General features: G+C 67.6%; 27 protein-coding genes and 1 pseudogene. 16 read left to right on the plus strand and 12 right to left on the minus strand.

The features are described 5' to 3' along the window. Positions 1-9: 9 nt before the first annotated feature. Both msrA and msrB read right to left on the minus strand, forming a co-directional pair. Positions 10-480, minus strand: coding sequence for a peptide-methionine (S)-S-oxide reductase MsrA (gene msrA, locus M1248_RS05715; protein WP_232076662.1), 471 nt, complete (start codon positions 478-480; stop codon positions 10-12). Positions 481-560: 80 nt separating this feature from the next. Next, positions 561-1,022: a peptide-methionine (R)-S-oxide reductase MsrB gene (gene msrB, locus M1248_RS05720; protein ID WP_163732891.1), complete on the minus strand. Its 462-nt coding sequence runs from the start codon at positions 1,020-1,022 to the stop codon at positions 561-563. Between the two features lie 57 nt (positions 1,023-1,079). On the opposite strand from msrB, the gene M1248_RS05725 reads away from it, so the two are divergent. The 6 genes from M1248_RS05725 to M1248_RS05750 all read left to right on the plus strand — a co-directional run bounded on the left by M1248_RS05725 (position 1,080) and on the right by M1248_RS05750 (position 7,328). Next, positions 1,080-1,478 carry a hypothetical protein gene (locus M1248_RS05725; RefSeq protein ID WP_317147794.1) on the plus strand — a complete coding sequence of 133 codons (399 nt, stop codon included), beginning with the start codon at positions 1,080-1,082 and terminating at the stop codon, positions 1,476-1,478. Positions 1,479-1,518: 40 nt separating this feature from the next. Then, positions 1,519-2,037, plus strand: a complete 519-nt coding sequence (locus M1248_RS05730) for a nuclear transport factor 2 family protein (RefSeq protein ID WP_163732897.1) — start codon at positions 1,519-1,521, stop codon at positions 2,035-2,037. Beyond that, positions 1,995-3,086 (plus strand): NAD-dependent epimerase/dehydratase family protein, encoded by a 1,092-nt coding sequence (locus M1248_RS05735; RefSeq protein WP_163732901.1) that lies wholly within the window; start codon positions 1,995-1,997, stop codon positions 3,084-3,086. Before M1248_RS05730 ends, M1248_RS05735 begins: the two co-directional genes overlap by 43 nt. Before the next feature lie 36 nt (positions 3,087-3,122). Beyond that, entirely contained in the window at positions 3,123-5,903 is a 2,781-nt protein-coding gene (locus tag M1248_RS05740) for an AAA family ATPase (RefSeq protein ID WP_317147795.1), read from the plus strand. Between the two features lie 67 nt (positions 5,904-5,970). Beyond that, entirely contained in the window at positions 5,971-6,693 is a 723-nt protein-coding gene (locus M1248_RS05745) for an SDR family oxidoreductase (protein WP_317147796.1), read from the plus strand. 17 nt (positions 6,694-6,710) lie between these two features. Next, positions 6,711-7,328: a sigma-70 family RNA polymerase sigma factor gene (locus M1248_RS05750; protein ID WP_317147797.1), complete on the plus strand. Its 618-nt coding sequence runs from the start codon at positions 6,711-6,713 to the stop codon at positions 7,326-7,328. On the opposite strand, the gene M1248_RS05755 is transcribed toward M1248_RS05750, so the two are convergent. Beyond that, positions 7,325-8,263, minus strand: coding sequence for an amidohydrolase family protein (locus M1248_RS05755; RefSeq protein WP_317147798.1), 939 nt, complete (start codon positions 8,261-8,263; stop codon positions 7,325-7,327). The two genes, M1248_RS05750 and M1248_RS05755, sit on opposite strands and share 4 nt — an antisense overlap. Before the next feature lie 131 nt (positions 8,264-8,394). Between M1248_RS05755 and M1248_RS05760 the strand changes: the two genes are divergently transcribed. Next, positions 8,395-9,168 (plus strand): class I SAM-dependent methyltransferase, encoded by a 774-nt coding sequence (locus M1248_RS05760; protein WP_317147861.1) that lies wholly within the window; start codon positions 8,395-8,397, stop codon positions 9,166-9,168. A gap of 18 nt (positions 9,169-9,186) precedes the next feature. Here the strand turns inward: M1248_RS05760 and M1248_RS05765 are convergent, their stop codons facing one another. Together M1248_RS05765 and M1248_RS05770 are read right to left on the minus strand one after the other, a co-directional pair. Beyond that, positions 9,187-9,405 (minus strand): hypothetical protein, encoded by a 219-nt coding sequence (locus M1248_RS05765; protein ID WP_317147799.1) that lies wholly within the window; start codon positions 9,403-9,405, stop codon positions 9,187-9,189. A 118-nt stretch (positions 9,406-9,523) separates the two neighbouring features. After that, positions 9,524-10,180, minus strand: coding sequence for an enoyl-CoA hydratase-related protein (locus M1248_RS05770; RefSeq protein ID WP_317147800.1), 657 nt, complete (start codon positions 10,178-10,180; stop codon positions 9,524-9,526). A 74-nt stretch (positions 10,181-10,254) separates the two neighbouring features. On the opposite strand from M1248_RS05770, the gene M1248_RS05775 reads away from it, so the two are divergent. The 4 genes from M1248_RS05775 (at position 10,255) to M1248_RS05790 (ending at position 15,009) form a co-directional block, all read left to right on the plus strand. Continuing rightward, complete coding sequence (locus M1248_RS05775) at positions 10,255-11,388, plus strand: FHA domain-containing protein (RefSeq protein ID WP_317147801.1); 1,134 nt, start codon at positions 10,255-10,257, stop codon at positions 11,386-11,388. A gap of 127 nt (positions 11,389-11,515) precedes the next feature. Further along, positions 11,516-13,267 (plus strand): serine/threonine-protein kinase PknH/PknJ, encoded by a 1,752-nt coding sequence (locus tag M1248_RS05780; protein WP_317147802.1) that lies wholly within the window; start codon positions 11,516-11,518, stop codon positions 13,265-13,267. A 48-nt stretch (positions 13,268-13,315) separates the two neighbouring features. Beyond that, positions 13,316-13,792: a nuclear transport factor 2 family protein gene (locus M1248_RS05785; RefSeq protein ID WP_163732929.1), complete on the plus strand. Its 477-nt coding sequence runs from the start codon at positions 13,316-13,318 to the stop codon at positions 13,790-13,792. Further along, positions 13,792-15,009 (plus strand): hypothetical protein, encoded by a 1,218-nt coding sequence (locus M1248_RS05790; protein WP_317147803.1) that lies wholly within the window; start codon positions 13,792-13,794, stop codon positions 15,007-15,009. The genes M1248_RS05785 and M1248_RS05790 overlap by 1 nt, the downstream gene beginning before the upstream one ends. Before the next feature lie 7 nt (positions 15,010-15,016). Here the strand turns inward: M1248_RS05790 and M1248_RS05795 are convergent, their stop codons facing one another. Further along, entirely contained in the window at positions 15,017-15,799 is a 783-nt protein-coding gene (locus M1248_RS05795) for a sensor domain-containing protein (protein WP_317147804.1), read from the minus strand. 122 nt (positions 15,800-15,921) lie between these two features. Here M1248_RS05795 and M1248_RS05800 point away from each other — a divergent pair, with 122 nt between their 5' ends. Then, positions 15,922-17,298: an FAD-dependent oxidoreductase gene (locus tag M1248_RS05800; RefSeq protein ID WP_317147805.1), complete on the plus strand. Its 1,377-nt coding sequence runs from the start codon at positions 15,922-15,924 to the stop codon at positions 17,296-17,298. Here the strand turns inward: M1248_RS05800 and M1248_RS05805 are convergent. Then, positions 17,295-17,762, minus strand: coding sequence for an SRPBCC family protein (locus M1248_RS05805; RefSeq protein WP_317147806.1), 468 nt, complete (start codon positions 17,760-17,762; stop codon positions 17,295-17,297). The genes M1248_RS05800 and M1248_RS05805 overlap by 4 nt on opposite strands. Before the next feature lie 60 nt (positions 17,763-17,822). On the opposite strand from M1248_RS05805, the gene M1248_RS05810 reads away from it, so the two are divergent. From M1248_RS05810 to M1248_RS05820, 3 genes are all read left to right on the plus strand, one after another. After that, complete coding sequence (locus M1248_RS05810) at positions 17,823-18,197, plus strand: DUF427 domain-containing protein (RefSeq protein WP_317147807.1); 375 nt, start codon at positions 17,823-17,825, stop codon at positions 18,195-18,197. Positions 18,198-18,206: 9 nt separating this feature from the next. Next, a complete protein-coding gene (locus M1248_RS05815) occupies positions 18,207-19,121 on the plus strand; it encodes a DNA-3-methyladenine glycosylase 2 family protein (RefSeq protein ID WP_317147808.1) in 915 nt (304 codons plus the stop codon). Between the two features lie 79 nt (positions 19,122-19,200). Beyond that, a complete protein-coding gene (locus tag M1248_RS05820; protein ID WP_317147809.1) occupies positions 19,201-19,758 on the plus strand; it encodes a DNA starvation/stationary phase protection protein in 558 nt (185 codons plus the stop codon). A gap of 181 nt (positions 19,759-19,939) precedes the next feature. Here M1248_RS05820 and M1248_RS05825 read toward each other — a convergent pair whose 3' ends face one another. The 5 genes and pseudogenes from M1248_RS05825 to M1248_RS05845 all read right to left on the minus strand — a co-directional run bounded on the left by M1248_RS05825 (position 19,940) and on the right by M1248_RS05845 (position 23,833). Then, entirely contained in the window at positions 19,940-20,554 is a 615-nt protein-coding gene (locus tag M1248_RS05825; RefSeq protein ID WP_317147810.1) for a CDP-alcohol phosphatidyltransferase family protein, read from the minus strand. Between the two features lie 2 nt (positions 20,555-20,556). Further along, positions 20,557-21,447 (minus strand): lysophospholipid acyltransferase family protein, encoded by an 891-nt coding sequence (locus M1248_RS05830; RefSeq protein ID WP_317147811.1) that lies wholly within the window; start codon positions 21,445-21,447, stop codon positions 20,557-20,559. Between the two features lie 139 nt (positions 21,448-21,586). Continuing rightward, a pseudogene (locus M1248_RS05835) lies at positions 21,587-21,829 on the minus strand (hypothetical protein); the annotation flags it as partial. 62 nt (positions 21,830-21,891) lie between these two features. Next, positions 21,892-22,941, minus strand: a complete 1,050-nt coding sequence (locus M1248_RS05840) for a cupin domain-containing protein (protein WP_317147812.1) — start codon at positions 22,939-22,941, stop codon at positions 21,892-21,894. Positions 22,942-23,017: 76 nt separating this feature from the next. Next, positions 23,018-23,833, minus strand: a complete 816-nt coding sequence (locus M1248_RS05845; protein ID WP_163732963.1) for a PaaI family thioesterase — start codon at positions 23,831-23,833, stop codon at positions 23,018-23,020. A 61-nt stretch (positions 23,834-23,894) separates the two neighbouring features. On the opposite strand from M1248_RS05845, the gene M1248_RS05850 reads away from it, so the two are divergent. Then, entirely contained in the window at positions 23,895-25,946 is a 2,052-nt protein-coding gene (locus M1248_RS05850) for a heavy metal translocating P-type ATPase (RefSeq protein WP_317147813.1), read from the plus strand. Positions 25,947-26,178: the final 232 nt, after the last annotated feature.

Here is a 26,178-nt window from a genome sequence, read left to right on the forward strand (position 1 = left end):
TCCCCTGGGCTACGCCCGTGGGCCCACCGCGCGTTTGGGCAGCTTCCAGCCGGCCCGCGGGAAGTGGCAGGTATAGCCGTTCGGGTAGCGCTCCAGGTAATCCTGGTGCTCCGGTTCGGCCTCCCAGAAGTCGCTTGCCGGAGTCACTTCCGTGACGACCTTGCCGGGCCACAGCCCCGAGGCGTCGACGTCGGCGATGGTGTCCAGCGCGACGGCCTTCTGCTCATCGTCGAGGTAGAAGATCGCTGAGCGGTAGCTCGTGCCGACGTCGTTGCCCTGACGGTTCTTCGTGGTCGGATCGTGGATCTGGAAGAAGAACTCGAGCAGCGCACGGTAGTCGGTCTGCGTCGGGTCGTAGACGATCTCGATGGCCTCGGCATGACCGGGGTGGTTGCGGTACGTCGCATTGGCGTTCTCGCCGCCGGTGTAGCCGACGCGTGTGTCGATGACACCGGGCTGCTTGCGGATCAGATCCTCCATACCCCAGAAGCAGCCGCCGGCCAGGATCGCCTTCTTGACACCGTCAGATGCGCGATTCGCCTCCGGCTTCTCGCTCGTCGTCACGCCTGTGCCTCCTTCTTCTCGAAGAGCCTCTTGTAGTCGCCATAACCCTCGGCGTCCAGATCGTTGAGGTGGATGAACCTCAGCGAAGCCGAGTTGATGCAGTAGCGCAACCCACCCTCGGATCGCGGGCCGTCGTTGAACACGTGCCCGAGATGGCTGTCGCCCTGTGCCGACCTGACCTCGGTGCGCTTCATGAACAGCGTGCGGTCAACTTTCTCGACCACGTTCGCGTCCTCGATCGGCCGGGTGAAGCTCGGCCAGCCGGTGCCACTCTCGAACTTGTCGACCGAGGCGAACAACGGCTCGCCAGACACCACGTCCACGTAGATGCCGGGCTCGTGGTTGTCCCAGTACTCACCGGTGAACGGCCGCTCGGTGCCGTTCTCCTGGGTGACGTGATACTGCTCCGGCGACAACGCACTGACCGCGGCGGGATTCTTGTTGTATTGCACGCTCATGTAACGACTAACGACGCGGGTAACGGCGCTGTTCCGTGCGGAGATTACCGAAGTGTGATGCGTTCATTCCCGATCCTCGCCGCTGTCGCGATCGCTGTCTGGGGCGCACCCGCGGCGGCTGCGGAGACGACGGTGCTGCCGGAACGGCAGGGACCCGCAGGCGTCGTCTTCGTCGACAATCCGGCGACCGTGGACGCCCATCCGATGCCCGCCGACTCGTTCAGCCGCGTCGCTGGCGACCAGGCCGTGGACGTGCACTTCACGACCGGAACACCGGAGTGTTACGGCGTCCATGCCACCGTCACCGAGACCGCCGAGACCGTCAGCGTCGAATTGCTTTCCGGCACGCTGCCCGAGGCAGCCGGCCGTGCCTGCATCATGATCGCGGTATCCGGCAGCGTCGAGGTGCGGCTGGCCGGCCCGCTCGGTGACCGGCGGGTTCTCAGCGTGTCCTGACTGCTCGACAAACCTCAGTAGAACGTGTTCTAGTTCTGGTGTGACTGGCAGCACTTTCAGCCGCGATGAGTTGGTCGCGGCGTTCGAGCAATTCGAAGCGACGGTCGATCGCGCGGCGCAGACCCGCGACTGGGATCCCTGGGTTGAGCAGTACACACCCGACGTCCTCTACGTCGAGCACGCGGCGGGCACCATGCGCGGCCGGGACGAGGTGCGCCCCTGGATCTGGCAGACGATGGAGAGCTTCCCCGGCAGCTACATGACGTCGTTCCCGGCGCTCTGGAAGGTGTTCGACGAGGCGACCGGCCGGGTCATCTGCGAGCTCGACAACCCGATGCGTGACCCCGGCGACGGCACGATCATCACGGCCACCAACATCTCGATCATCACGTACGCGGGCGACGGGCTGTGGCGCCGTCAGGAGGACATCTACAACCCGTTGCGGTTCGTGAGGGCCGCGGTGAAGTGGTGCCGTAAGGCGGAGGAACTGGGCACCCTGCCCGACGAAGCGGCCGAATGGATGAAGCAGTTCGGCGGGCAGCAGGGCGGACAGAAGTGACCGCACTGGTCATCGGCGCCAACGGCTATCTCGGCTCGCACGTCACCCGTCAGCTGGTCGACAAGGGCGAAGACGTGCGCGTGATGGTGCGCGACGGTGCCAACACGATCGGCATCGACGATCTCGACGTCACGCGGTTCGTCGGCGACATCTGGGACAACGAGACCCTGCGCGAAGCGATGGCCGGTGTCGACGACGTCTACTACTGCGTCGTCGACACCCGCGGCTGGCTGCGCGACCCCGCGCCGCTGTTCCACACCAACGTCGACGGCACCCGCAACGTGCTGGAGATCGCGAAAGATGCCGGGCTGCACCGGTTTGTCTTCACCAGCAGTTACGTCACCGTCGGACGTAAACGCGGTCGGGTCGCCACCGAGGACGACATGATCGTCGACAGGGGTGGAATGTCGCCGACCTCTCGGCTCCGAGGCCTGACACCGTACGTCCGCTCCCGGGTGCAGGCCGAGGAACTCGTGCTCCAGTACGCGCGCGAACACGATCTGCCCGCCGTCGCGATGTGTGTGTCGACGACGTACGGCGCCGGCGACTGGGGCATGACCCCGCACGGCCAGATCATCGCCGGTACCGCGTTCGGCAAGCTGCCGTTCGTGATGGACAAGATCGAGCTCGAGGCCGTCGGCATCGACGACGCGGCGCGGGCGCTCATCCTGGCCGCCGAAAAGGGCAGGAACGGTGAGCGCTATCTGATCTCGGAGAAGATGATCAGCAACGCCGAAGTGGTGCGCATCGCCGCCGAGGCCGCCGGGGTGCCCGCACCGACCAAGTCGATTCCTCTGCCGGTGTCGTACGCGATGGCCGTACTCGGCAGCGCGAAGGCCAAGCTGCGCGGCACCGACGAACAACTGTCGATGGGTTCGCTGCGTCTCATGCGTGCGGAGGCGCCGGTGGCGTGTGACAAAGCCAAGCGCGAATTGGGTTGGGAGCCGCGACCCGTCGAGGAGTCGATCAGGGAAGCGGCCCGTTTCTGGGTCGGGCTGCGCGAGGCCCGGCGCAAGGCCAAATCGCCGTCGGACGGCAGCACAGGCTAACGTGAAGGCCGCCCTTCAAGATCGACGGCGGTGTACATGGCAGGCGGTGCGGAAAATCCCCTGCGCGGCCGACATGACGAGTGCGAGGCGCTGGACCGTCTAGTCAAGGCTGCCGGCAGGGGCGAGAGCCAGGTCGTCGTGCTGCGAGGCGAGGCGGGCGTGGGCAAGACCGCACTGCTGGACTACGTCGCCGAGCGCGCCGCCGGGTTCCACGTCGCCCGCGCAGCCGGTGTCGAGGCCGAAGTCGAACTCGCCTTCGCGGGCCTGCACCAACTGTGCGCCCCGATGCTGGACCGTCTGGATGCCCTGCCCGCGCCGCAGCGCGACGCGCTTGCCACCGCGTTCGGCCAGAGTGCTGGACCGCCGCCGGACCGCTTCCTAGTCGGTCTCGCCACGCTGAGCCTGCTCGCCGAACTCACCGCGGACCGACCGCTGATCTGCATCGTCGACGACGCCCAATGGCTGGACCAGGTTTCGGCGCAGACGCTCGCGTTCGTCGCGCGCCGTCTGCTCGCCGAGCCCGTCGCCTTGGTGTTCGCGGTGCGCAACATCACCGTCGCCGACGAGTTGACCGGGCTGCCCGACATGGAGATCCACGGTCTGTCCGACGGCGACTCGCGCGCCCTGCTGGACACCGTGATTCGCGGCCGCCTCGACGATCGGGTGCGCGAACGGATCATCGCCGAGGCGCGCGGCAATCCGCTGGCGCTGCTGGAGCTGCCGCGCGATCCGGCCGCGGCCGAGGGTGGCTACGGACGTCCCGACGCGCGCGCCCCATCGAGCCATCTGGAGCAGAGCTTTGTGCGACGGGTCAAGTCGCTGCCCGCGCCGACGCAGAAGCTGTTGCTCGCCGCTGCGGCGGAACCCGTCGGCGACAAAGCCCTCCTGATACGAGCCGCGCGTCGGCTGGGAATCACCCCGGACGACGCCGCACACGCGGAGGCCGATGGACTGATCGAGATCGGCACCCGGGTCCGGTTCCGCCACCCGCTGATGCGCTCGGCCGCCTACCTCGCCGCCGACATCGACGATCGGCGACAGGCGCACCGCGCCCTCGCGGAAGAGACCGATCCGAACTCCGACCCCGACCGCCGCGCCTGGCACGGCGCCAACGCCGCGTTCGGCACCGACGACGGTGTGGCCGACGAACTCGAAAGGTCCGCCGACCGCGCCGCCGCCAGGGGCGGTGTCGCCGCCGCGGCGGCGTTCCTGGAACGGGCGACCGAGCTGACGTCGGACCCGGCACAACGAGGAGCCAGGGCGCTGGCCGCCGCCGAGGCCAAGTTCGCGGCCACGTCCTCCGAAGCGGCGTTCGGCCTGCTGGCGATCGCGGAGATGAGCCCCCTTGATGCGCTGCAGCGCGCGCGTGCTCAGCGACTGCGTGCGCGGATCGCCTTCGTGGAGAGTCGCGGCGGCGTGGACGGTGCCGCGCCGGTGGCCGACACCGCGCTCGGCTTGCTTGATGCCGCCCGGGGTCTGGAAGGGCTCGACGACGGGCTCGCGAGAGAGACCTATCTGGACGCCCTCGGCGCCGCGATGTACGCGGGCAGGTTGTGCCCGTACGGCGGGCCGATCGTCGTCGCCGAACCGGCCCGCCACGCACCTCCGGGACCGCAGCCGCCGCGCCCGCACGATCTGCTGCTGGACGGTTTGGCAATGCGGTTCACCGACGGCCACGCCGCGAGCCTGCCGACGTTGCGCACCGCCGTGACGAAGGTCCTCGAGGCAGCGCAGCACACCGACGACGATGTGATGCGATCGTTCTGGCAGGGCTTTCCCATCGCGCTCGAGTGCGCGGCGGGGGAATTGTGGGACGACGACATGTGGCACAACGTCGGCACCACCGCGGTTCGCCTGGCACGCGAATCGGGTGCGCTCGCGATGCTCCCGCTGGCGCTGGCGACACGGGCGGGCAGCCACGTGTTCGCGGGCGAGTTCGAGGCGGCCGCGGCGCTGATCGAGGAGGCCAATACGATCTCCGCCGCAACGGGATTGGCGCCGGTGCGGTACCACGCGATCTCGCTCACCGTCTGGCGCGGCGCGGAGACCGAGTCGTTGCGACTGCTCGAGGCCACCACGAAGCTCGCGGAGTCACGCGGCGAGGGCCGAGTCACGGGGCTGGTCGGATGCTTCACCGCGATCCTCAACAACGGGCTCGGCCGCTATCAAGAAGCGCTCACCGCGGCGAAGCAGGCGTGCGAGCACGAGGACCTGGGCCCGTACCGGATGGCGCTCGCCGAACTCATCGAGGCGGGTGTCCGGTGCGGCGACCGGGAAGCGGCCGCCCGCGGAGTCGCGCTGATGGAGACCCAGGCCGTCGCCGACACAGATTGGGCACTCGGCACATTGGCCCGCTGCCGGGCTCTCGTCGCCGACGACCAGACCGCTGAGATGCTCTACCGCGAGGCAATCGAACGGCTCGGTCGCACCCGGATGAAGGTCTATCTCGCTCGTTCGCATCTCGTGTTCGGGGAGTGGCTGCGCCGTATGAATCGGCGGGTCGACGCCCGCGAGCATCTGGGCACCGCGCACGACATGTTCGTCCGCATGGGGTCGGAGAGCTACGCCGAGCGGGCCCGCCGCGAGCTGCTCGTCACCGGCGAGAAGACCCAGAAGCGTGCGATCGGCACGGACGACGGGCTGACGGCGCAGGAGGGGCAGATCGCTCAGCTGGCCGGCGCCGGCCTGACCAATCAGGAGATCGGGGCGCAGCTGTTCATCAGCGCCCACACCGTCGAATGGCACCTGCGCAAGGTGTTCGCCAAGCTCGGTATCAAATCCCGTCGGCAGCTACGGGGGCGACCCGAGGTCACCTAGCCGGACCATGCAATGACTACGGACTTTCAAGGGTCCCGTGGTCCAACTCGGTCGACAGACTGAGCTGGTGGAACTTGCGAATCAGAAAGCCCTGGTCACAGGCGGCACGGCCGGTATCGGGTGGGAAGTCGCACGCCTGATGGCGGCCGAGGGTGCCGAGGTCATCATCTCCGGGCGCGACCTTGCCCGTGGTGCGGCGGCGGCGGCGCGGATCGGTGACCACGCGCGCTTCGTATCTGCCGACCTGTCCGACATGGACTCGATCCACGCACTCATCGACCAGGTGGGCACCGTCGACATCGTCGTGAACAACGCCGCGAACTTCACCGGCGCCGCCACCGTCGACCAGGATCTCGCCGCATTCGAATCGATTTTCGACACCAACGTTCGCGGTGCGTACTTCCTGATCGCGGGCGTGGTCCCGGCAATGGTCGATCGCGGCAGCGGCAGCATCGTCAACGTCACCTCCATGGTCGCGTCCAAGGGTGCTCCCGGGGCGTCCGTGTACAGCGCCTCCAAGGCGGCGCTCGAGTCGTTGACCCGCACCTGGGCCGCCGAGTTCGGCAAGCACGGGGTGCGCGTCAACAGTGTCGCGCCCGGGCCGACCCGCACCGAAGGGGTGGCCGCCGAATGGGGCGAGACCAACGAGGAACTCGGACGGGTCATACCGCTGGGCCGTACTGCGCATGCCGCCGAAATCGCCGAGGCAGTGCTGTTTCTGGCCTCGCCGCGGGCCAGCTTCATCACCGGTTCGACGCTGCACGCCGACGGCGGCGGCGCGGCGGTTTGACCGCGGAAGGAATTAACATGCCCCGCCAAAGCCTCGAAGACGCCGCAGTGACGTTCTTGTCGTGCCGGGATCGCTTGTTCGGCATCGCGTTTCGGATCCTGAACGACAGCGCCGCAGCGGAAGACATCGTCCAGGACGCGTGGGTGCGGTGGCAGACCTGCGATCGCAACGTCGTTCTCGACCCGCCGGCGTTCCTGGCCACCACCACGAAGCGGCTCTGCATCAACGCACTGCAGTCGGCACGTGCGCGACACGAAACCCACGCGGGCTCGTGGGTGCCCGATCCGGTGGATCCCCACGCGGACCCGCAGCGTCGTATCGAGCAGTGCGAAGCACTGGAACTCGCCGCGCTGACCCTGCTCGAACGGCTGTCCCCGCCCGAGCGCGCGGCCTACGTGCTGCGCGAGGCGTTCGACTATTCGTACGCCGAGATCGCCGGGATCGTGGAGGTGACGCAGGCGAACGCGCGCCAACTCGTCAGCCGTGCGCGCAGACGCCTTGTCGCAGAACGCCGTGAGGAGCCCACGGGCGCCGAGCAGAAGCGGATGGTGGTGGCGCTGACGGCGGCCGCGCAAACGGGTGACCTGGCGACACTGGAGACGGTGTTCACCGAGGACCTCGCGATGGCCGCCTAGGCGAGGTGGAACAACGCCATAGCGTTGGCGTCGAGGATTGCGTGCGCTTCGCCGGGATCGGCGACCTTCATCACGTACTCGACCGCGCGCACGAATGTATCGCCGTCCTCGTACGGGAAATCGGTGCCCAACAGTATCCGGTCGGCACCAAAAGTGTCTATGGCACAACGCAATGCGGGTTCGTGGCAGTGGCTCACCGTGTCGAACCACAGCCGGTGTACCGCGTGGCTGGGAGGCTCCGGAGTGTCGGGCGCCTCCCACGCGAGGTGATCGTCGGCCCTGCGGGTCAGCATCGGCAGCGCGCCTCCCAGATGTGAGCAGATGATCTTCACGCCGGGATACCGTTGCAGGTGGCCGGAAGTGATCAGCTGCAGCGCGGCGATGGTGTCCTCGAACGGTGCGCCTGCCATCCACGTGATGCGGTGTTCGGTCACCAGCGGGGAGCAGGCGCCGTTACCCGCCGGATGCAGGTACAGCACCGCACCGCGGGCATCGAGTTCGGCGAAAATCGGCTCGAAGTCCGGATCGGTGATCGCGCGGTCCAGCACGCTGGTGTTCATCGTGACGCCGACCATGCCCAATTCATCTGTGGCACGAGCTATTTCGGCGATCGCGGCATCGACGTCCGGCATAGGCAAGGCTGCAAAGGCGCGGAAGCGGTCGGGACGTGCGGTGACGATTGCTGCGTACTCGTCGTTGACGTAGTGGGCCGCTGCGACGGCCCGCTCGGTGTCGAGGCCGTAGGGCAACTGCGGAGCGGCCGACAGCACCTGAATGTCGATGCCCGCGCGATCCATCAACCGCAGCCGCGCATCGAGCTCGGCGCCACCGCCAGCGCCGATACCTCGCTGGACCGCGGTGTCGGTCTTACCGAGAGCGGCGACCCGGTCGAGATATTGGTCGGTCCAGTAGTGGGCGTGAACGTCGATCCGCATGTATGTCAACGTTATTCGTTGAACGCCACGCCGTACAGTGTTCAGCGGCTGGCGAGTTGGATCGTGCCGCGGTTAGCCTCGCAAGCGTGGGCGAGAAACTGCACGTCGACCTTTCCGGTGCACCGCAGACCATGCTGGCCACCCTGTATGCAAAAGCGCTGGACGCCGACCTGCCCAAGCCGATACTCGGCGATCGGTTGGCCAAGGAGATCGTCGACCGCATCGATTACGACTGGTCGGAGACCTCGATCACGAAAGCCAATTCGCCGTCGGTGACCACCCGCAGCGCCCATTTCGACAATTGGGCCAGGCAATTTCTCGCGGTCCATTCCGACGCCACCGTCGTGCACCTGGGCTGCGGATTGGATGCGCGCGCGTCTCGGCTCGATCCAGGTCCCGGCGTCGAGTGGTACGACGTCGACTATCCCGAGGTCGCCGATCTGCGTCGTCAACTCTTCCCGAGCCGGGACAACTATCACGTCATCGCCGCCTCGGTGACCGACCCGACGTGGTTCGCCGACGTGCGCTCGGATCGGCCGACGCTGATGATCGCCGAGGGACTGACCATGTATCTCACCGAGTCCGACGGTGTCGCATTGTTGCGCCGCGTCGTCGACACCTTTCCCGGCGGGGAGCTGCAGTTCGACGCGTTCAACCGGCTCGGCATCAAATCGCAGTGGATGAACGCGGTGGTCCGCCGGTCAGGTTCGACGCTGTACTGGGGGATCAACCGGCCCGAGGACATCGTCGACGCGGTCCCCGGCGTGCGGTTACTGGCGTGGGAGTCACCGTTCGACTCCGCGTCGTTCCAGGACGTCGCCTGGCCGTACCTCGTGATGGCGCGCGTGATGTCGGTGGTGCCGGCGCTGCGCTACATGGCGCAGTACCACCGCTACGCGTTCTGAGCGGCCCTCTGAGCGTGGTCAGTACCCGTACCCATACATGTGGCGACGCGTGCTGTGGCTGGTGCCCGGACCGGCAGCGGTCGGCGCCTTCACGGTCGGGGTGGCCACCATGCTCGGGTGCCAGTCCTGGTGCGCGGGCGCCGCTTCGGCATTGACCGCCGTTCCCAACGCGAACGCGCCGACCAGCGCGGCGGGGGCGACGATGTAGGTGGCGATGTAGCGCGTGAAGACGTGCATGTGGTTTCTCCCGATGTCCTTGACCTGTTGCGCATAACGATGCCGCGCAACGGTCCACGCGTCTGTCCGGTGATCGGACCGCCTACCGGATGAACCCGGTGTCCCCCGATCGGCGGAATCAGACCGCCTTGAGTTCGGCGATGACCTCGCCGTAGAGCCGGGCCTTGATCGCCCCGAATACCGCGCCGGCTTTAGGGGCGAGCTCCTCGGCCCGCGCGATCGCGACCTCGAGCACCTCGCCCTCACCCGCGGTGGCGGCGACGATGCCGACCGACCGGGCGTCCTCACCGCCATAGCGCCGCGCGGTCGTCATCGCCTCGTGAGCGGTCGCGACGGGTAGTCGCGAGCGGATCAGGGCGTTCATGCCGGGGGTGAACGGGATGCCGAGGTCAACCTCTGGAAGGCAGAAGAACCCACGGTCGGCCCGCATGACGATGTGGTCGTGGGCCAGTGCGAGCATTGCGCCGCCGGCGAACGCGTGGCCCTGTACGGCGGCGACGATCGGCGCGGGAAAGGCCAGGACCCGGGCGAGCATCAGGTGAACGTCCACCAGGATCGTTTCGGAGGCGTCCGGGTTGGCCGCCATGAAATCCAGATCCAGTCCGTTGGAGTAGAACTTGCCGAGGCCGGTCGTGACGACGGCTTTGGCGCCCTCGGCGGCTTCGACCTCGTCGAGCGCTGTGTTGATCGCGGCGAGTCGATCGGGGTGAAAGCGGTTCTCGTCGTCGCCAAGCGTGAGCACGAAAACCGCACCGTTGCGGTCGAGGCCGGTCATCTGCCGATTACACCACTCGCGCTTGCTGTCAGAATCGGACGGTGGCCGACCCGACGCCTGGAAGGAATTAGACGATGCCTGCGCCGCAGTCCCCCCGCGATGAGCCGGGCCTGCCCATCGTGATCGTGCGGTTCGGCAGGGTGGACGAGGTGCTGCGCCCCGGTGAGGGCCCGGTGTTCATCGGCAGGGAGCTCCCCGCGCAGCTGCGCATCGACGACACGCGCATCTCCCGGACGCACGCGCGGATCGAGTCGACGGGCGCGCAGTGGGTGGTCGTCGACGAAGCCAGCACCAACGGCGTGTTCCTCAACGGTGAACGGGTCTCCAACGTGCCGGTGACGGACGGCATGACGCTGCACCTGGGTCACCCCGAGGGCATTGCGGTGCGGTTCTCGTTCATCGACCCCGACGCGGGCACGATGATGGCCACCGGCGTGATGCCCGCACGCACCACTGACGACACCATCGCGCAGCCGGAGAAGGCCGCCGCCGGGTCCCCGGCCGGAGCGCAGGACGGCCCTGACATCGCCCGGGCCGGTGCGGCGGTGACCGCGCGCCGCGAAGAGCTCGGCTACTCCGCACGCCGCCTCAGCGACGAGAGCGGCGTCAGCATGGGCGAGCTGGCGGATTTCGAGCGCGGGCGCACCTGGCCTTCACAGGGCACCCGCGACAAGATCGAACGGGCCCTGCGCTGGCCGTCGGGAACGATCCCCCTCGTGGCCCGCGGGGGCGAGATCCCCGACGACGACGACACCGGAACGCTGTCGGACTCCGTGCAGCTGGAGGTGATGCTCGACTACGCCACGATCGCCCTCGACGGGATGGCCACGCGGATCGCGGCATTGCCGCCGGCCGACGACCCGGAGTTCGGCGTCCAGGTCGCTGAATTGCTGGCGCAGCTGCGCCGGCTGCACGCCACCACCGCCAACGCCGCGCGCAACGCGCCAGCGCTCGAGATCCTGCTGGCCCTGTCCGACGTGCGCCGGACCTACAGCGACCTGATGTGCCACGCTGCGACCGCCCCCGCCGGCACGCTGGGTCAGCGCCTGTACGCCGCGCGGCACCGAGCCCTGCTCAGCGTGGAGGAAACCGCAGCGGCCTGCGCCGTCGACGTCGATGCCGTGAACGCGGTCGAGGCAGAACGGGCGGTATCGGGCGAGGTGTCCGCGGCGCTGGAAAGCGTCCTCGTCCGCATCACCAACCGCTGAGCGAACGGACCCAGATGCCACTTCGTCGCCACCGGGTGCGAAGACGCCGCTCGCGGACGTACGTGATACTGCTGAGCGTGAAGGCGGCTGGGGGAACCCGTACGGAGGAGCATCGAGGGGCCCGCCAGTGCTGACCAACGGCTCGATGGTGGGCGGCTACCGCATCGAGCGGGAACTGGGCGCCGGCGGAATGGGCTCGGTCTACCTGGCCGCGCATCCCACCCTGCCCCGCCGCGACGCGCTCAAGGTGCTCTCCCGAGAACTCTCGCGTGACCCCGACTTCCGGACGCGCTTCACGCGCGAAGCTGATGTGGCCGCATCACTGGATCACCCACAGATCGTGTCGGTATACGACCGGGGCCAGACCGACGACGGACAGCTGTGGATCGCGATGCAGTTCGTCGACGGCACCGACGCCGACGCCGCACTGCGTGACGGCAAGATGACCCCGCCTCGTGCTGTGCACATCGTCTCCGAGGTCGCCAAGGCACTGGATTTCGCGCACAGCCGTACCGTAGTGCACCGCGATATCAAGCCGGCCAACTTTCTGCTGTCGGGACCTGCCGACGCCAACGAGCGGGTGCTACTCGGTGATTTCGGCATCGCCCGCGCGCTGGACGATGTCGGGTTGACCGCCACCGGGTCGGTCATGGCCACCATCGCCTACGCCGCCCCAGAGGTGTTGTCGGGCATGCAGTTCGACGGCCGCGCCGACATCTACTCACTTGGCTGCACCCTGTATCGGCTGCTGACCGGCAAGACACCGTATTCGGGAGCCAACGGGCCGGCGGCCACGATGATGGCCCACTTGCAGCAACCGCCACCGCGCGTCACCGATGTGGTGCCGTCGCTGCCGCCGGCGCTCGACCAGGTGATCGCCATCGCGATGGCCAAGGATCCGAGGCAGCGGTTCGGTTCGGCCAGCGCGTTGGCGGCCGCCGCCCGGTCGGCGCTGTATGACCCACGTGCACAACAGAACCCGACGTTGCTGGCGCCGGTATCCGGCGCGGAGGTCAGCTCGTATCCGCGCGCGGACTCCGGCACGCCCTGGATGCCCGGCGGACCGCCACCGGGTCAGTCGGGACCGGGCCTCGGGCCGTCCACCCCGGTGCCTGTCGCACCGCGACGCCGACGGCGCGCGGTGGTGATCGGTGCGACGGCCGCGGCCGCGGTGCTGGTCGCCGGCACCGTGACGGTGGTGGCGTGGCCGTCAGACGAACCGGCTTCCACCAGCAACCCGCAGGCCGGATCGCCATCGGGGGATGTCCCGACCACCGTCGAAGGGCCGCCGGCCACCGACGTGCCTGTTGCCGGGTTGCGCTCGATCTTGTTGACCGGCAATGAGATTCCGGGCAACACCGGCGAGACCACGGTGGTCCTCGAATCAGACGGCACCGAACTCCTCAACGACTCGGCAACCATCGACAATCAGCAGTGCCTGGGTGCATGGGCGCCGGCACAACAGCCGGTCTACAGCCAGACGCGCATCGCCGGGGTCGCGGTGCAAACGCTACGTGCGCTGTACCGAAAGATCACCCAGGAAAGCGTCATCCAGGCGGTGGGGTCGTTCCCCGATCCGAGCGGCGCCGGCATCTCGCTGCAGTTGCAGCGGCAGGACTGGGAGGCCTGCGCGGGCAAGACGGTCACCATCACCCCGGCGGGCGAGCCGCCGCTGCAGTGGACGTTCGGGCAGCCCACCAACAACGCAGGCGCATTCGTGTTGGACGCGACCTCCAGTGCCGGCGACGCGGTCTGCCAGCACGGCATATCGACCCGTGGCAACGTGCTGATCGACATCCGTCAACGCCGACCGCCGGGCACCGGCGATGTCGGGGCCTTGATCACCGCCACCGCCAACAAGGTGCCCCGGCAACAGTGACTACCGGAACCTATCGAAAACTGTTCTCAGCGAGGAGGTTTGCCGTCAATGGCGTCACGTAAAGTATCCGCGGTCATCGGAGCGATGCTTGTCACGGTTCTCATGGGCGCAGCGTGCTCACGCGGCGAGGCTCCCGTCGCCCAGGAGAGCACCACGGAGTCGACGCAGACGTCGGTTGCGGCCACCACCACGACCACGACCACCGCACCGTCCGACGACGACCAGGTGCGCGAGACGGTCATGGCCTTTCAGCAGGCGTACAACACGCAGAACTGGGACGCCTATCTTGAGCTGATGTGCCCGTCGTGGCGGGCCCAGTACACCGGCCCGGTCATGGACATGACGAAGAAAACCCGTATCGATCAAGGTTTGACGACCATGACCGTGAACAGCGTGCAGATCCTCGGGGACGAAGCGACGGCGAACGTCGATGCCCAGAACGAACTGCTGGGCCGCAAGACCCTCGACTTGAAGCTGGTCCGCGAGGACGGATGGCGCGTCTGCATGCCCAGCGGTGTGCGGTAGTGCGAATCACGTTGGCGGCGTTGACGGTCGCGCTGCTGCTGGCGGCGTGCGGTAGCACCGTCGACGGCACGGCGGTGCAGTCGACGGCACCGACCGTCGATCCGTCGGCGCTCGACCCCGGCTCCTATCCCACGACACCACGGCCGCGCCTGGGCCAGGCCGGCAGCGACGAGGTGGGCCGGCTCATCGAGGGACGGCGGATGGCCGGCTACGTCGTCGGGCCGTGGCAGGCCGATCCGACGTTGACCCGGATCGGGTCGGCTCCCGCCAAGGTTCTGGAGCAGCGCAATCAGATTTCGCAGGTGATCTGGCCTTCGATGCTGACCAGGTTTCCGGCACTGCCGCTGATCGTCGGCTTCGTCAGCGAGCGGACATCGTCGACGCCCGGCGATACGACGTTGGTCCGCAATGCGGTGCTGCAATATCCCTTTCCGGAGACCGCCGCGAAAGTCGCGGAAGGCCTGGCCGAGGGCGCGCTCAACATCGCGGTGATCGAACAGGCGGATGGCCCGGTGCCGACCGAACCGGTACGCGCGGTGCCGATTCCGGGTCACCCCGGAATCAGCGGGGCGTTGATGGCGCGGCCGGAGGGCACCAAGATCGTGCATGAGCTGACGGTCGTCAGCGCGCGCGGGCCACACGTGCTGATCCAGGTCGTTCAGTTCGGCACGCCCGAACGGGAGATCGAGCTGGCCGGTCGCATCCTCGATCTACAGGTGCCGTTGATCGACACCTTCAAACCGACCGAGCCGGCGCCGTTGGCCTCGCTGCCGCAGGACCCGACGGGTCTGCTCGCCCGCACCGTGCCGCTCAAGCCGGGCCAGGGCGATTCGATGTCGAACGCCGACTATGATCCAGCAGGCGCAATACAGTTGGAGGACAACCCGATTCAGGCGGGCACGGCAATGAAGGACGCCGGGGTCGACACGGTCGCGGTGAGCGAGACGACGGTGTACCAGGCGCGCGACGCCGCTGCCTCGCAGCAGCTCGCGCAGGCACTGGGTGACGATGTCGTGGCACGGCAGTCGGCGCAGCCCGCCGCCGAGGTGCCGGGCCTCGCGGCCAGCCGTTGTCTGCGCATCGAAGACGCGCGCACGCGGGTCGCGAGGCACTGGTGCGTGGGCACCAACGATCGGTACACGTTCAAAGCGGTTGCCCGCGACCTGAACAACGCTCATCAGCAGATCGCGGCCCAGTACCTGATGCTGGGCGGATAGCCAGCGCTCAGTTCGGGATCTTCTCCAGGATCCGGTTGGCGATCGTCACGTTCTGCTCGGCCAGGTTGCTGCCCATGATCTGCACATCGACCAGCACGTTGTTCTTCGCCGCGATGGCACGGGTGACGGCGACCGGCGAATTGTCGTTGACGTTGCGCAAGGACGTGACGCCGCCGCCGGCGTCGACTGGCTCGCCCAGCGTGAACGCCGCCTGCTGGCCCTGCGCGATCATCTTCCACACGAACTGCTTGTTCGCGCAGCGGCGCCACTGCTCGACGTAGTTGGCCAGGGCGCGCTGCGCGGCCGCCGCGCTGTCGAAAGTGACCACCGACTCGCCGAGCATGAGCGATGGGGTCGGCGACTGGACCTGGCTGGCGCCGTGGAACTTCCGGTAGCCGGTGCCTTCGTAGGCGGGCGGCGCGCCGCCGCTGAAGGAGCTGGCGCAGTTCTCCGGCTCGTACACCTGCTGGCTGGGATCCGGTACCGCCACACCCGTGGAGTTCGGCCCCGCGATCAACTGCGGGTTGTCCATGATGGTCTTGAGCTCCTCGAGGCTTGGCAGCAACTCGGGGAGCTTGGCGGCGGCGACGGGCGCAGGCGTCGGCGGTGGCGCCGGCGTGCTCGACGTCGATGTGGCCGACGCCTCGGCGGTGGACTCCTCGGTGGGGGCCGCTGACTCGCCGCCGCAGGCCGTCCCGACTGCGAGGACAGCTGCCGACGACAACGCGAGCGCGACTCGCGTCCGTCCGCGCACACTCCCCGAACTCGCCCACCGCTGGTGCTGACGCATCAAGTCGCCCTTTCTGTTCCATGACCGGTCTTCCAGCATCGCACGGCGAAGGACGTGGTCCGGACACCAATTTCGCAGCCGCGACACAGAACACCGGTGGCACGTCCTGCCAGAATCAGGAGGTGACCCAAACGATCAACGGCCGGATCTCCAATTGGTACCCGCAGCTTCCGGCCGTGCGTGCCGCGCTGCCGGGAAATCGCGACGCCGATGTGTGCATCGTCGGTGCCGGCTACACCGGGCTGTGGACGGCGTACTACCTGAAGCGGGCCGATCCGTCGCTGCGCATCGTGGTGCTCGAGGCACGGTTCGCAGGGTTCGGCGCGTCGGGCCGCAACGGCGGTTGGCTGTCCGGCCTGGTGCCCGGTGACCGACACCGGATGGCGAAGCTCTACGGACGCGACCGTGTGCTGGCCTGGCAGCAGGCCCTCAACGAGTCGGTCGACGAAGTCATCGACGTGGCGGGCCGCGAGGGTATCGAAGCCGGCATCGTCAAGGGCGGAACGCTGCACGTCGCACGCAACCGCGCGCAGGCGTCGAGGTTGGCGGCCGAAGTCTCCGAGGAACTCAGCTGGAAGGTCGACGGCATCACTGAGCTGACGAAAGATGAATCGGCACAGCGTGTTCAGATCGACGGCGTCGTGTCGGCCTACCACAACCCGCACTGTGCGCGCGTCCAGCCGGCCCAGCTCGTGCGAGGGCTTGCCGACACCGTCGAGCGGCTTGGGGTCGACCTCTACGAGCGGTCGCCGGTCAACGAGCTGCGCGCCGGACGGGTGGGGACCGTACTGGGTAAGGTGAGCGCCCCCGTCGTGCTGCGCGCGACCGAAGGCTTCACCGCGTCGCTGCCGGGGTTGAAGCGACGCTGGTTGCCGATGAACAGTTCGATGATCGCGACCGAGCCGCTCCCGCAGGATATTTGGGAGACCATCGGCTGGGAGGGCCGCGAGACGCTCGGCGACACCGCGCACGGCTTCTTCTACGCCCAGCGCACCGTGGACGACCGCATCGCCATCGGCGGCCGCAGCGTGCCGTATCGCTTCGGTTCACGTACCGACATCGACGGTAGGGTCCCCGAGCGCACCATCGACCATCTCACCGCGGTGCTGCATTCGGCGTTACCGCAGACCCGCGGTGCCCCCGTCGCACATGCCTGGTGCGGTGTGCTTGCCGTGCCGCGGGACTGGGAGGCCACCGTAACGTTCGATACGGCAACGGGATTGGGCGCGGCCGGTGGTTACGTCGGCCACGGCGTCACCGCCACCAACCTGGCCGGACGCACCCTAGCCGACCTGGTGCTCGGACGGCAGACGGCGATCACCGACCTGCCGTGGGTCGGGCACCGATCGCGTGACTGGGAACCCGAGCCGTTGCGATGGCTGGGCGTGCGTGGGATGTACACGGCCTACAAGGCCGCCGACCGGCACGAGTCGCGCGGGCGCAAGACGACGTCACCGATCGCCGTCGTGGCCGACAAGATCGCCGGCCGACCCCACTAACGTTCGGCGCGCTCCTTCAGCCGCTGCAGGGTCAACTTGATGTGCTTGGCGTTGGCTGTGTCGCGGTCACGTACGCCCGTCGCGATGCCCGCCGGTGTGCGAAACCAACCGGGCCGCTTGTCCCAGGTGCGCTCGGTGACGGTGCAGCCGCCGTCGGTCGCGGTGATGTCATATCGCCAGTGCGCGACGGGGATGACAAGACTCTTCACGTCGAACGCGAACGCGCGCCCCGGCTCGGCGTCGGTCACGGTGCAGGTCGTCGTCCACTTCTTGCTGCCCTGCTGGTTACGGCCCTTGAAGACGGCCCCCGGTGCGACGCGGTCGCCCCGGTGCCAAACCATCTCGGTGGCCTCCTCAGCCAGCGTCGCCAGCGTGGAAAGGTCGGTGATCAGCGCGTATACCGTCGCCGGCTCGGCCGCGATGTCTGTCGAGGCCTCAGCGGAGGCGGGACCGTGTGCACTCATGTCGCGAATCGTAGCCAGCGATACCGGAATCCTGAGCGGTACTGACACGTTGATTCTGTTATGAGCGATCGCCCCGTACTCCAGCCAACCGCTGCCCACCCGATCACCGTCGAGCCAACGGGCAAGCATGTCACCGTTCGCATCAACGGCGAGGTCGTCGCCGACACCGACAATGCGCTGACTTTGCAGGAGTCGACGTATCCCGCCGTGCAGTACATCCCGAAGGTCGACGTCGTGCAGTCCGCGCTGCGCGACAGCGACACCGAGACGTACTGCCCGTTCAAGGGCGTGGCGAGTTATCACCACGTGGTCACGGGATCCGGCGACACCGTCGAGGACGCGATCTGGACGTACCTCGAGCCGTACCCTGCGGTGGGCGCGATCGCCGGACATGTGGCGTTCTACCCGGACAAGGCTGTCGTCACCGTCACCTAGTCTGAGGCGGTGCGAAGCGTCGAGTGCAGTGTCGTTTTCGCGTGTCCGGCCGGCCCGGGATTGACGCTGTCACCGCTGCGCCGCGGCCGCGCTGACCCGTGCTATCACGACGCCCGGGACGGGGCGATCTGGCGCACCAGCCTCATGCGCAGCGGACCGGTCACCGCGCGCCTCACCAAATCGGCCCGCGACACCGTTGACTGCGAGGCATGGGGCGGCGGCGCACGGGAATTCGCCGAATCCCTACCTGCCCAACTCGGACGCGACGACGACTCGTCGGGCTTTCAGCCGGTCGAGCCGACCATCGCCGCCGCGCATCGGCGGGTTCCGCATCTACGGCTGGGCCGCACCGACCGCGTACTGGAAGCGCTCATCCCGGCGGTGCTCGAGCAACGGGTTTACGGCAAGGACGCCCGCGCTGCGTGGAGAAAACTCGTCACGAGATACGGCGCACCCGCACCCGGGCCGGCCCCCGCACACATGCGGGTGCCACCGCCGGCCGAGGTGTGGCGGCGCATCCCCTCCTGGGAGTTTCACCTCGCGAACGTCGACCCCGGCCGCGCCCGCACGATCGTGGGCTGCGCGCAGCGGGCCGACTCGCTGGAACGCCTGGCGGCCCGCACGACGGAGCAGGCCCGTACCGCGCTCATGTCGCTACCCGGCGTCGGCGAATGGACTGCGGCGGAGACGGCGCAGCGCGCCTTCGGCGATGCCGACGCGTTGTCGGTCGGCGACTACCACCTGGCCAAGATGGTCGGCTGGAGTCTGCTCGGCCATCCCATCGACGACCCCGCGATGGTCGAGCTGCTCGAGCCGCTGCGCCCGCACCGCCACCGGGCGGTTCGCCTGCTGGAAGTCAGTGGTCTGGCGTCAAATCCGCGGTTCGGCCCGAGGATGCCGATTCCAAAGCTTGCCGATATGTGACGTGTCTTCCACGCACGGTTTTGTCCGGTAGCCGGCGGGTACACGTCGCGAGACGGTCAATCATGCGAAGGAGCTACTGATGACTACGTTCACCATTCCCGGCCTCTCCGAGAAGCAGGGCGCCGAGGTGGCCGAAATTCTGCAGAAGGCGCTCAGCGCGTACAACGATCTGCATCTGACCTTGAAGCACATTCACTGGAACGTCGTCGGGCCGAACTTCATCGGCGTGCACGAGATGATCGACCCACAGGTCGAACTCGTTCGCGGGTACGCCGACGATGTCGCCGAGCGCATCGCCGCACTCGGCAAGTCGCCCCAGGGTACGCCGGGCGCCATCATCAAGGACCGCACGTGGGACGACTACTCGGTAGGCCGCGACACGGTGCAGGCGCACTTGGCCGCCTTGGACCTCGTCTACACCGGCGTGATCGAGGATTTGCGTAAGGGCATCGACCGCCTTGACGACCTCGACCTGGTGTCCCAGGACCTGTTCATCAGCCAGGCGGGCGAGCTGGAGAAGTTCCAGTGGTTCGTTCGGGCGCATCTGGAGAACTCGGGCGGCCAGCTGTCAAACGCGGGCGCCAAGACCGAAAAAGCGGCCGCCAGCCGCGCCAAGAAGAAGGCCGCGACCAAGTAGCGGCCTGATCCAAACTCGCCGCCGCACGGTGCTGTGCGGCGGCGAGTTGGCGTTTACGGGTCCGAAACCCTAACGCGGACAGGTGATGAGCAAAAGCTCCCACACGTGGGCTCTGTTCGAGTCCGAGATGCAGGAGTCCTGGAACACCACCATCGGACCAGCCCTGGGCGTGTAGTCGGGTCTACGCTGCGGCTGTCGTGAGTTCGCGGTGTGCTGCTTCCAGCCGTAAAGAGGCGGTGAGCACCGACCCGACGACGATCATCGCGCCGACCACCGGGATGGCCGCCGGTGCCGCGGCGGCCACGATGGCGGCGAGGCAGCGTTCCGTCTTGCCGAAGGGCCCGCCGTTGCGCCGGGTTGCGCCCGCCCCTGCGGCGGCCAGTGAGGCGAATGTCGGCAGCGTCGCCGCCAGCGCGGCGGCCAGGACCCAGATCACCGGCCAGGACAGCCAGTTCATGCCATGGCCGCCCTGAGATGCCGCCCAGACCGCGAGTCCGGCGAACATCAGCAGATCCGAGGCGCGGTCGCCGATTTCGTTCAGTGTGAACCCCCAGGGTCGGCAGACCTTCCTGGCCCGCGCGACCGCGCCGTCGAGGTTCGCCCCGGCCAGTCGGACACCGAGCCACAACACCGCCAGTGGCCACCAGCCGACCGCGATGCTGACTGCCGCCGCTGCTGCGCCGAAAATGCCGACCGCGGTGAAGAAATCCGGGGAAGTGCCCTGAATCTCGGCGCGCTGCAGGAAGATCCGAAGCCGTTGGGTGTACCAGGGCTTCAGTGCGTAGAGTCCGTCCATCGCTACGCCGCGCCCGCCATGGATGCACGCTGCGGTTCCCGCTGAGTGACCGCGAGGCTGTCCTGCACCAGTCGGAGCGTGCCTGTATTGGTCCGCGTGCGACGCCCGTTGCGCAATGCCAAGACCTCGCGCCGCAAATCCTGCGCGGCGATTGCGGCCGGGTCCATCGGCTCACCGATCCGAGCCTCCATCGGGTTCGGCGTCAGGCGCCCACCCTTGGGCAGCACGTCGGCGGTGCCCAACAGCGCAACCGGGATGACCGGCACACCGCATTCCTTTGCCAAATGGATGGCACCGGAACGGAACTCGCCGATGTTGCCGTCGGTGCCGCGGGTGCCCTCCGGATAGATCACGACAGTTCGACCCGCCGCGAGCGCGGGTTTGACCGCTGCGACCAGCGCGGCATACGACGAGCCGCCCGAACGCCGCACCGGAAGGCCACCTGCGAGGCTGGTCAGCACGAACCGGCGCACCGGAACGTCGAACCAGTAGTCGGCGGCCGCAACGAACACCGGCTTCGCCTTGGGCGGCAGCGCGGCGAGGAGAACAGCCGTATCGGCGTGAGAGGAGTGGTTGGCGACGAGGATGCAGCCACCTTCGTGACGCCAGCGGCCGATCACCGTCAGTCCGCCGGAGCAGCCGACCACGGTCCGCCACAGGTAGTGCCGGAACGCGGCGGCGATTCGGCCGGTGCGCATCAACCGATGGATGGCGACGAGGAGCAGTCCGACGACGCACGCGGCCTCGATCCAGGGCACGGTGGCCGGCGCGGCGTTCAACAAGATGGCGAGGTTGTTGAACAGTTCGGGGGTGTGGCCCTGCATTGCCGAACGGTGCAGGTAATCGCCCAGGCCGGGCATGTACCAGGGGTTGAGTGCGCGAAGCGTGTTCATCGGGTATCTCCTCTCCTTCTCGTCGGTTGGCCGAACGATCTGCCTGACCGTTGATGGAGAGAGTTAACGAACACGCACTTGGAGGTTTCTAAAGACTTCCAAGGGCCCCTGAACAGGGGGGAATTCGGGTGACCTGCGGCTACGTGGTGGCTGACTCCTCGAGGGCGTCGTCGCGCACCGGGCGGTCGGCCAGTTCCTCATTCCTGCCGAACAGGAACGGGTAGGCGATGCCTGCGATGGCGGCACCGACCAGCGGCGCCAACCAGAACGCCCAGAGCTGCATCGGTGCCAGCACCACCTCGATGATCAGGACCGGGGCCAGGGAGTAGCCGCCCGGTGAGTGCTCGCCGAAACCGTTGGCGGCCATGTTGCCAGTGGCCGTCGTGGCCAAATCGTGCCGCGACGGACGTCAACGGCACCGCACCGTGATCTGAGCTTCGCCGTTCACGCGTCGACGGGATTGCAGCGATTGACGATCAGCGGGTCGGTCTTGGTGAACGGGAATGCCGGGAGATCGTCGATGTGCATGTTGAATGTCGCGGCCAGCACTTCGCGCGAGTACGCGCTCGCCGATGCGCGGTACCCGATGTCACCGGGCATGGGCTGGTCGAAGAAGATCGCGAAATGAATGTCGGGGGCGTCCACCACCTCGATGTGGTGCGGGTAGGCGCGCGGGATGAAGTAGACGTCGCCCTCCTTGAGGTAGTAGGTGTCGACCGAGCCGTCGGGGTCCATCACGGTCATCCGACCGTTTCCCTTGTGGACGTAGCCCATTTCGGCGGTGATGGGATGCCAGTGCGGTTCACGCATACCGTCCTCGCGGATGCGAAGCGAGTACATCGACAAATCCTTCAGCGCCGGCCAGTACTGGGACCGCGCCAGCCGGGCAGAACCGACTGCGACACCGATGGCCGGACTCTGCGCCTCGACGGCGAACTTGTGCGGATCGTCGAACCGAGCAGTTGACGGAACGTCCGGATCGCCTGCGCGCGCCGCGAATTTACGGTCGGTGGTGTCCCGGCGCATCTTCGTGAAGTCAGCGGCGGGCAGGTCATAGGTGTTGCCGAGTACGGCGTCCGTCATCGCACCGAAAGACGCTGCCAGACCGAAGTCTTCGGGCCGCTCGCTGCGAAACGCGAGAATGAACTCGGCGGGCTCCTCTCCGATGTTCTCGATGTGATGCAGTGACCCGGAGTCGATGTGGAACATCTCGCCCGCCCCGACGGTGAAGCTGGAGAACTTGCTGTAGCTGTCGAGCACCGACACCAGCGAGGTGCCGGATATGCAGTAGGTGAGCTCGTTGCAGTTGGCATGCCAGTGTGGTGTGCGCATTGCGCCGGGATTGACGACGATCCGTTTGATCGACATGCCGGACAGGATCGGAAACGTGTCGGCGGTGACTCGCGTGATGGACCCGAGGTCGTTCTGCTCGACGACTTCGCCGTCGGTCAATGAGGTGGCGTGAAGGCTCGGGCTCTGCGGTGTGGAAGACATATCCCTATGCTCGCGTCGAAATCGGAGTTTTGTGGAGGTCTTCTCGAACTTTCGCTACAAACCGCGGATTTCGTGGCTAGGCGTAGGCGGTGAGGCGCGCGACGATCGCCACCTCGCCGTCGGGGCCGATGGCTTTCGCCTCGCCGATGCCGCTACGCCGGCCTACTCGTAAAGCCGTTCCGACATAACGTGATTCGGGGCCGCCTTCCCGAGTGCTGAAGAACTGTCGGATGAAATTCACCCGCAGCGATGCGGTACGCAGTGGCCGATAGTCGCGGCCTGCGTTGACTGCCGCCGACGCCACCAGTTCGAGTGCCATCGCCGACACCCCGCCGTGCACGATGCCGAGGCTGTTGTTGAGTACCGGATCAGGCAACTGCTGGAGGGCTTTGGCCGAACCACCACTCTCGGCGACTCGAACCGCCATCCGGTCGGCCAGGGAACCGGGCGGCAGAGGACCCGTTGGTCCGTCGGGAAATTCGCCGATGTGCGCCGGCGCGCTGATGAAGAAGGACCGCACCGTGGCGGTGGCCAGCGTGATGCCGCGATGGGACAACTCGCACAGGCCAAGCCCGACGTCGCTCTTGGCGGCGAACGGCTTCGACGTCGCCGTGACCGGCTCGCCTGGGTCTTCGGCGATGACGTCGACCGCGTCGGGGCGGACGTCGAACGACAGCTCACTGGACACCGTCCACTCGCCTGGGCCTCGGCGGCGGTGGTTGACCAGACCGCCGACGTGGTCGACCAGCATGGCCAGCGGCGCGATCGTGAGGGTGCCGGTGAGCGGGTTGACCATCTCGCCTGCCGGTATCGACGCCACGCAGCCGTCGGGACCGTCTTCGGACGTGACGATGCCGAAGCGGCCCAGTGGGGTGTTCAACGGGTGAGACATCGCTGTCCAGCGTGACGGCTAGGGGGTGGCTATATACCCCCTAGGGGTATAGACTGCCGTCATGACCGAGGTAGACCACACGCAACATCAGGCCCACGCGGGTCACGAAGGCCACGACGCGCATGCCGGGCACGGCGGGCACGGCGGGCACGTCGCGGCGTTCCGGCGGCTGTTCTGGGTGATGCTCGTGATCGCCGTCCCGACGGTCGCGCTGTCACCGATGTTCGCGATGATCCTGGGCTACGCCGTGCCGACGTTCCCCGGAGCCCAGTGGGTGTCCCCGGTGCTGGGCACGGTGATGTACGTGTGGGGCGGCAAGCCGTTCCTGACGGGTGCGGTCAGCGAGATCCGTTCGCGCGCACCGGGAATGATGCTGTTGATCGGCCTCGCCATCACGGTGGCGTTCGTGTCGTCGTGGGGTGCCAGCCTCGGTGTGTTGCATCACCAGCTCGACTTCTGGTGGGAGCTGGCGCTGCTGATCGTGATCATGCTGCTGGGCCATTGGATCGAGATGCGATCGCTGGCGCAGACCACTTCGGCGTTGGACTCACTGGCGGCATTGCTGCCGGACGAGGCGGAACGCGTGGTGGGTGGGACAACAGAGACGGTCGCGCCGTCCGAGCTACGCGTGGGTGATGTCGTGCTGGTCCGGCCCGGTGGCAGTGTTCCCGCCGACGGCGACATCGTCGACGGATCCGCGGACGTCGACGAGTCGATGGTGACCGGCGAATCGCGTCCGGTGCGGCGCGGCGTCGGCGACCACGTGATCGCGGGGACGGTCGCCACCGATTCCGGACTGCGCGTCACGGTCAGTGCGGTCGGCGACGACACGGCGCTGGCCGGAATTCAGCGCCTGGTCACCGAGGCGCAGAACTCGTCGTCGCGCGCGCAGCGGCTGGCGGACAAGGCGGCCGGCTGGCTGTTCTGGTTCGCGCTGGGCGCCGCCGTCGTCACCACGGTCGTCTGGAGCCTGATCGGCCTGCCGGACGAGGCGGTGGTGCGCACCATCACGGTGCTGGTGATCGCCTGCCCGCACGCGCTGGGCCTGGCGATCCCGCTGGTGGTGTCGATCGCGACCGAGCGCGCGGCCCGCGGCGGTGTCCTGATCAAGGACCGGCTGGCACTGGAAAGCATGCGCACCGTCGGCGCGGTGCTGTTCGACAAGACCGGGACGCTGACCAAGGGCGAGCCGACCGTCACCGCGATCGCGACGACCGGCCGCGGCGATGATGAGGTGCTGGCATTGGCCGCCGCCGCGGAGGCCGACTCCGAGCACCCGCTGGCCCGCGCGATCGTCGAGGCCGCCCGCAGGCGCGGTTTGACGGTTCCGCGGTCGTCGGATTTCAGCTCGTCGCCCGCGGTCGGAGTGGCGGCGATGGCGGATGGGCACCGGGTCCGCGTCGGCGGGCCGCGGCTACTGGCCGAGGCCGGTCGTGACGAGTTGTCCGCGGTGGTGCCGTGGCGCGACGACGGTGCGATCGTGCTGCACGTGCTGGTCGACGACGACGTTGTCGGGGCACTCAAGCTCGCCGACGAAGTGCGCCCGGAGTCCCGCGAGGCTGTCGACGCGCTTCACAAGCTGGGCATCGAGGTGGTGATGATCACAGGCGACGCCGAGTCGGTGGCGCGCTCGGTGGCCGACGAGCTGGGCATCGACAGGGTCTTCGCAGGCGTCCGACCTGGGGATAAGGCCGCCAAGGTCGCGGAGTTGCAGGACGAGGGGCTTAGCGTCGCGTTCGTCGGCGACGGTGTCAACGACGCCCCGGCGCTGGCACAGGCCGACGTCGGCATCGCGATCGGCGCGGGCACCGACGTGGCGATCGCATCGGCGGGGGTCATCCTCGCGAGCTCTGACCCGCGGTCGGTGCTCTCGGTGATCGTGCTGTCCAAGGCGACCTATCGCAAGATGAAGCAAAACCTTTGGTGGGCAGCGGGATACAACCTGCTTTCGGTGCCGCTCGCGGCGGGCATCTTGGCGCCTATCGGGATTGTGCTGCCGATGTCGGTGGGTGCGATCTTGATGTCTGCGTCGACCGTGGTGGTGGCCGCCAACGCCCAACTGCTGCGCCGACTGGACCTCCGGCCGCAGGCCAGCGTGCGGTCTGTTCTCTAAGAATCTGGCTAGGCTTTGCGCAAACCAGTTCGGCAGGATAATGCCAGATAAACTCCGCGTACTATGGTTACAGCAAACTCCAGACGGAAGGGTTCACACGGGACGCGGCACTTCGCATTCTGGCTGACGCGCCCGCTTGATCTCGAAATAGAAAGGGCGGCAATGTCTCTCGCCGAGATTCAGCGCCGGATTCGCCCGTGCGACGAAACGGCCGGATCACTCTACTTAGGCC

Origin of the sequence: Mycobacterium sp. 29Ha (assembly GCF_032883055.1) — a bacterium.
Classification (GTDB): domain Bacteria; phylum Actinomycetota; class Actinomycetes; order Mycobacteriales; family Mycobacteriaceae; genus Mycobacterium; species Mycobacterium gallinarum.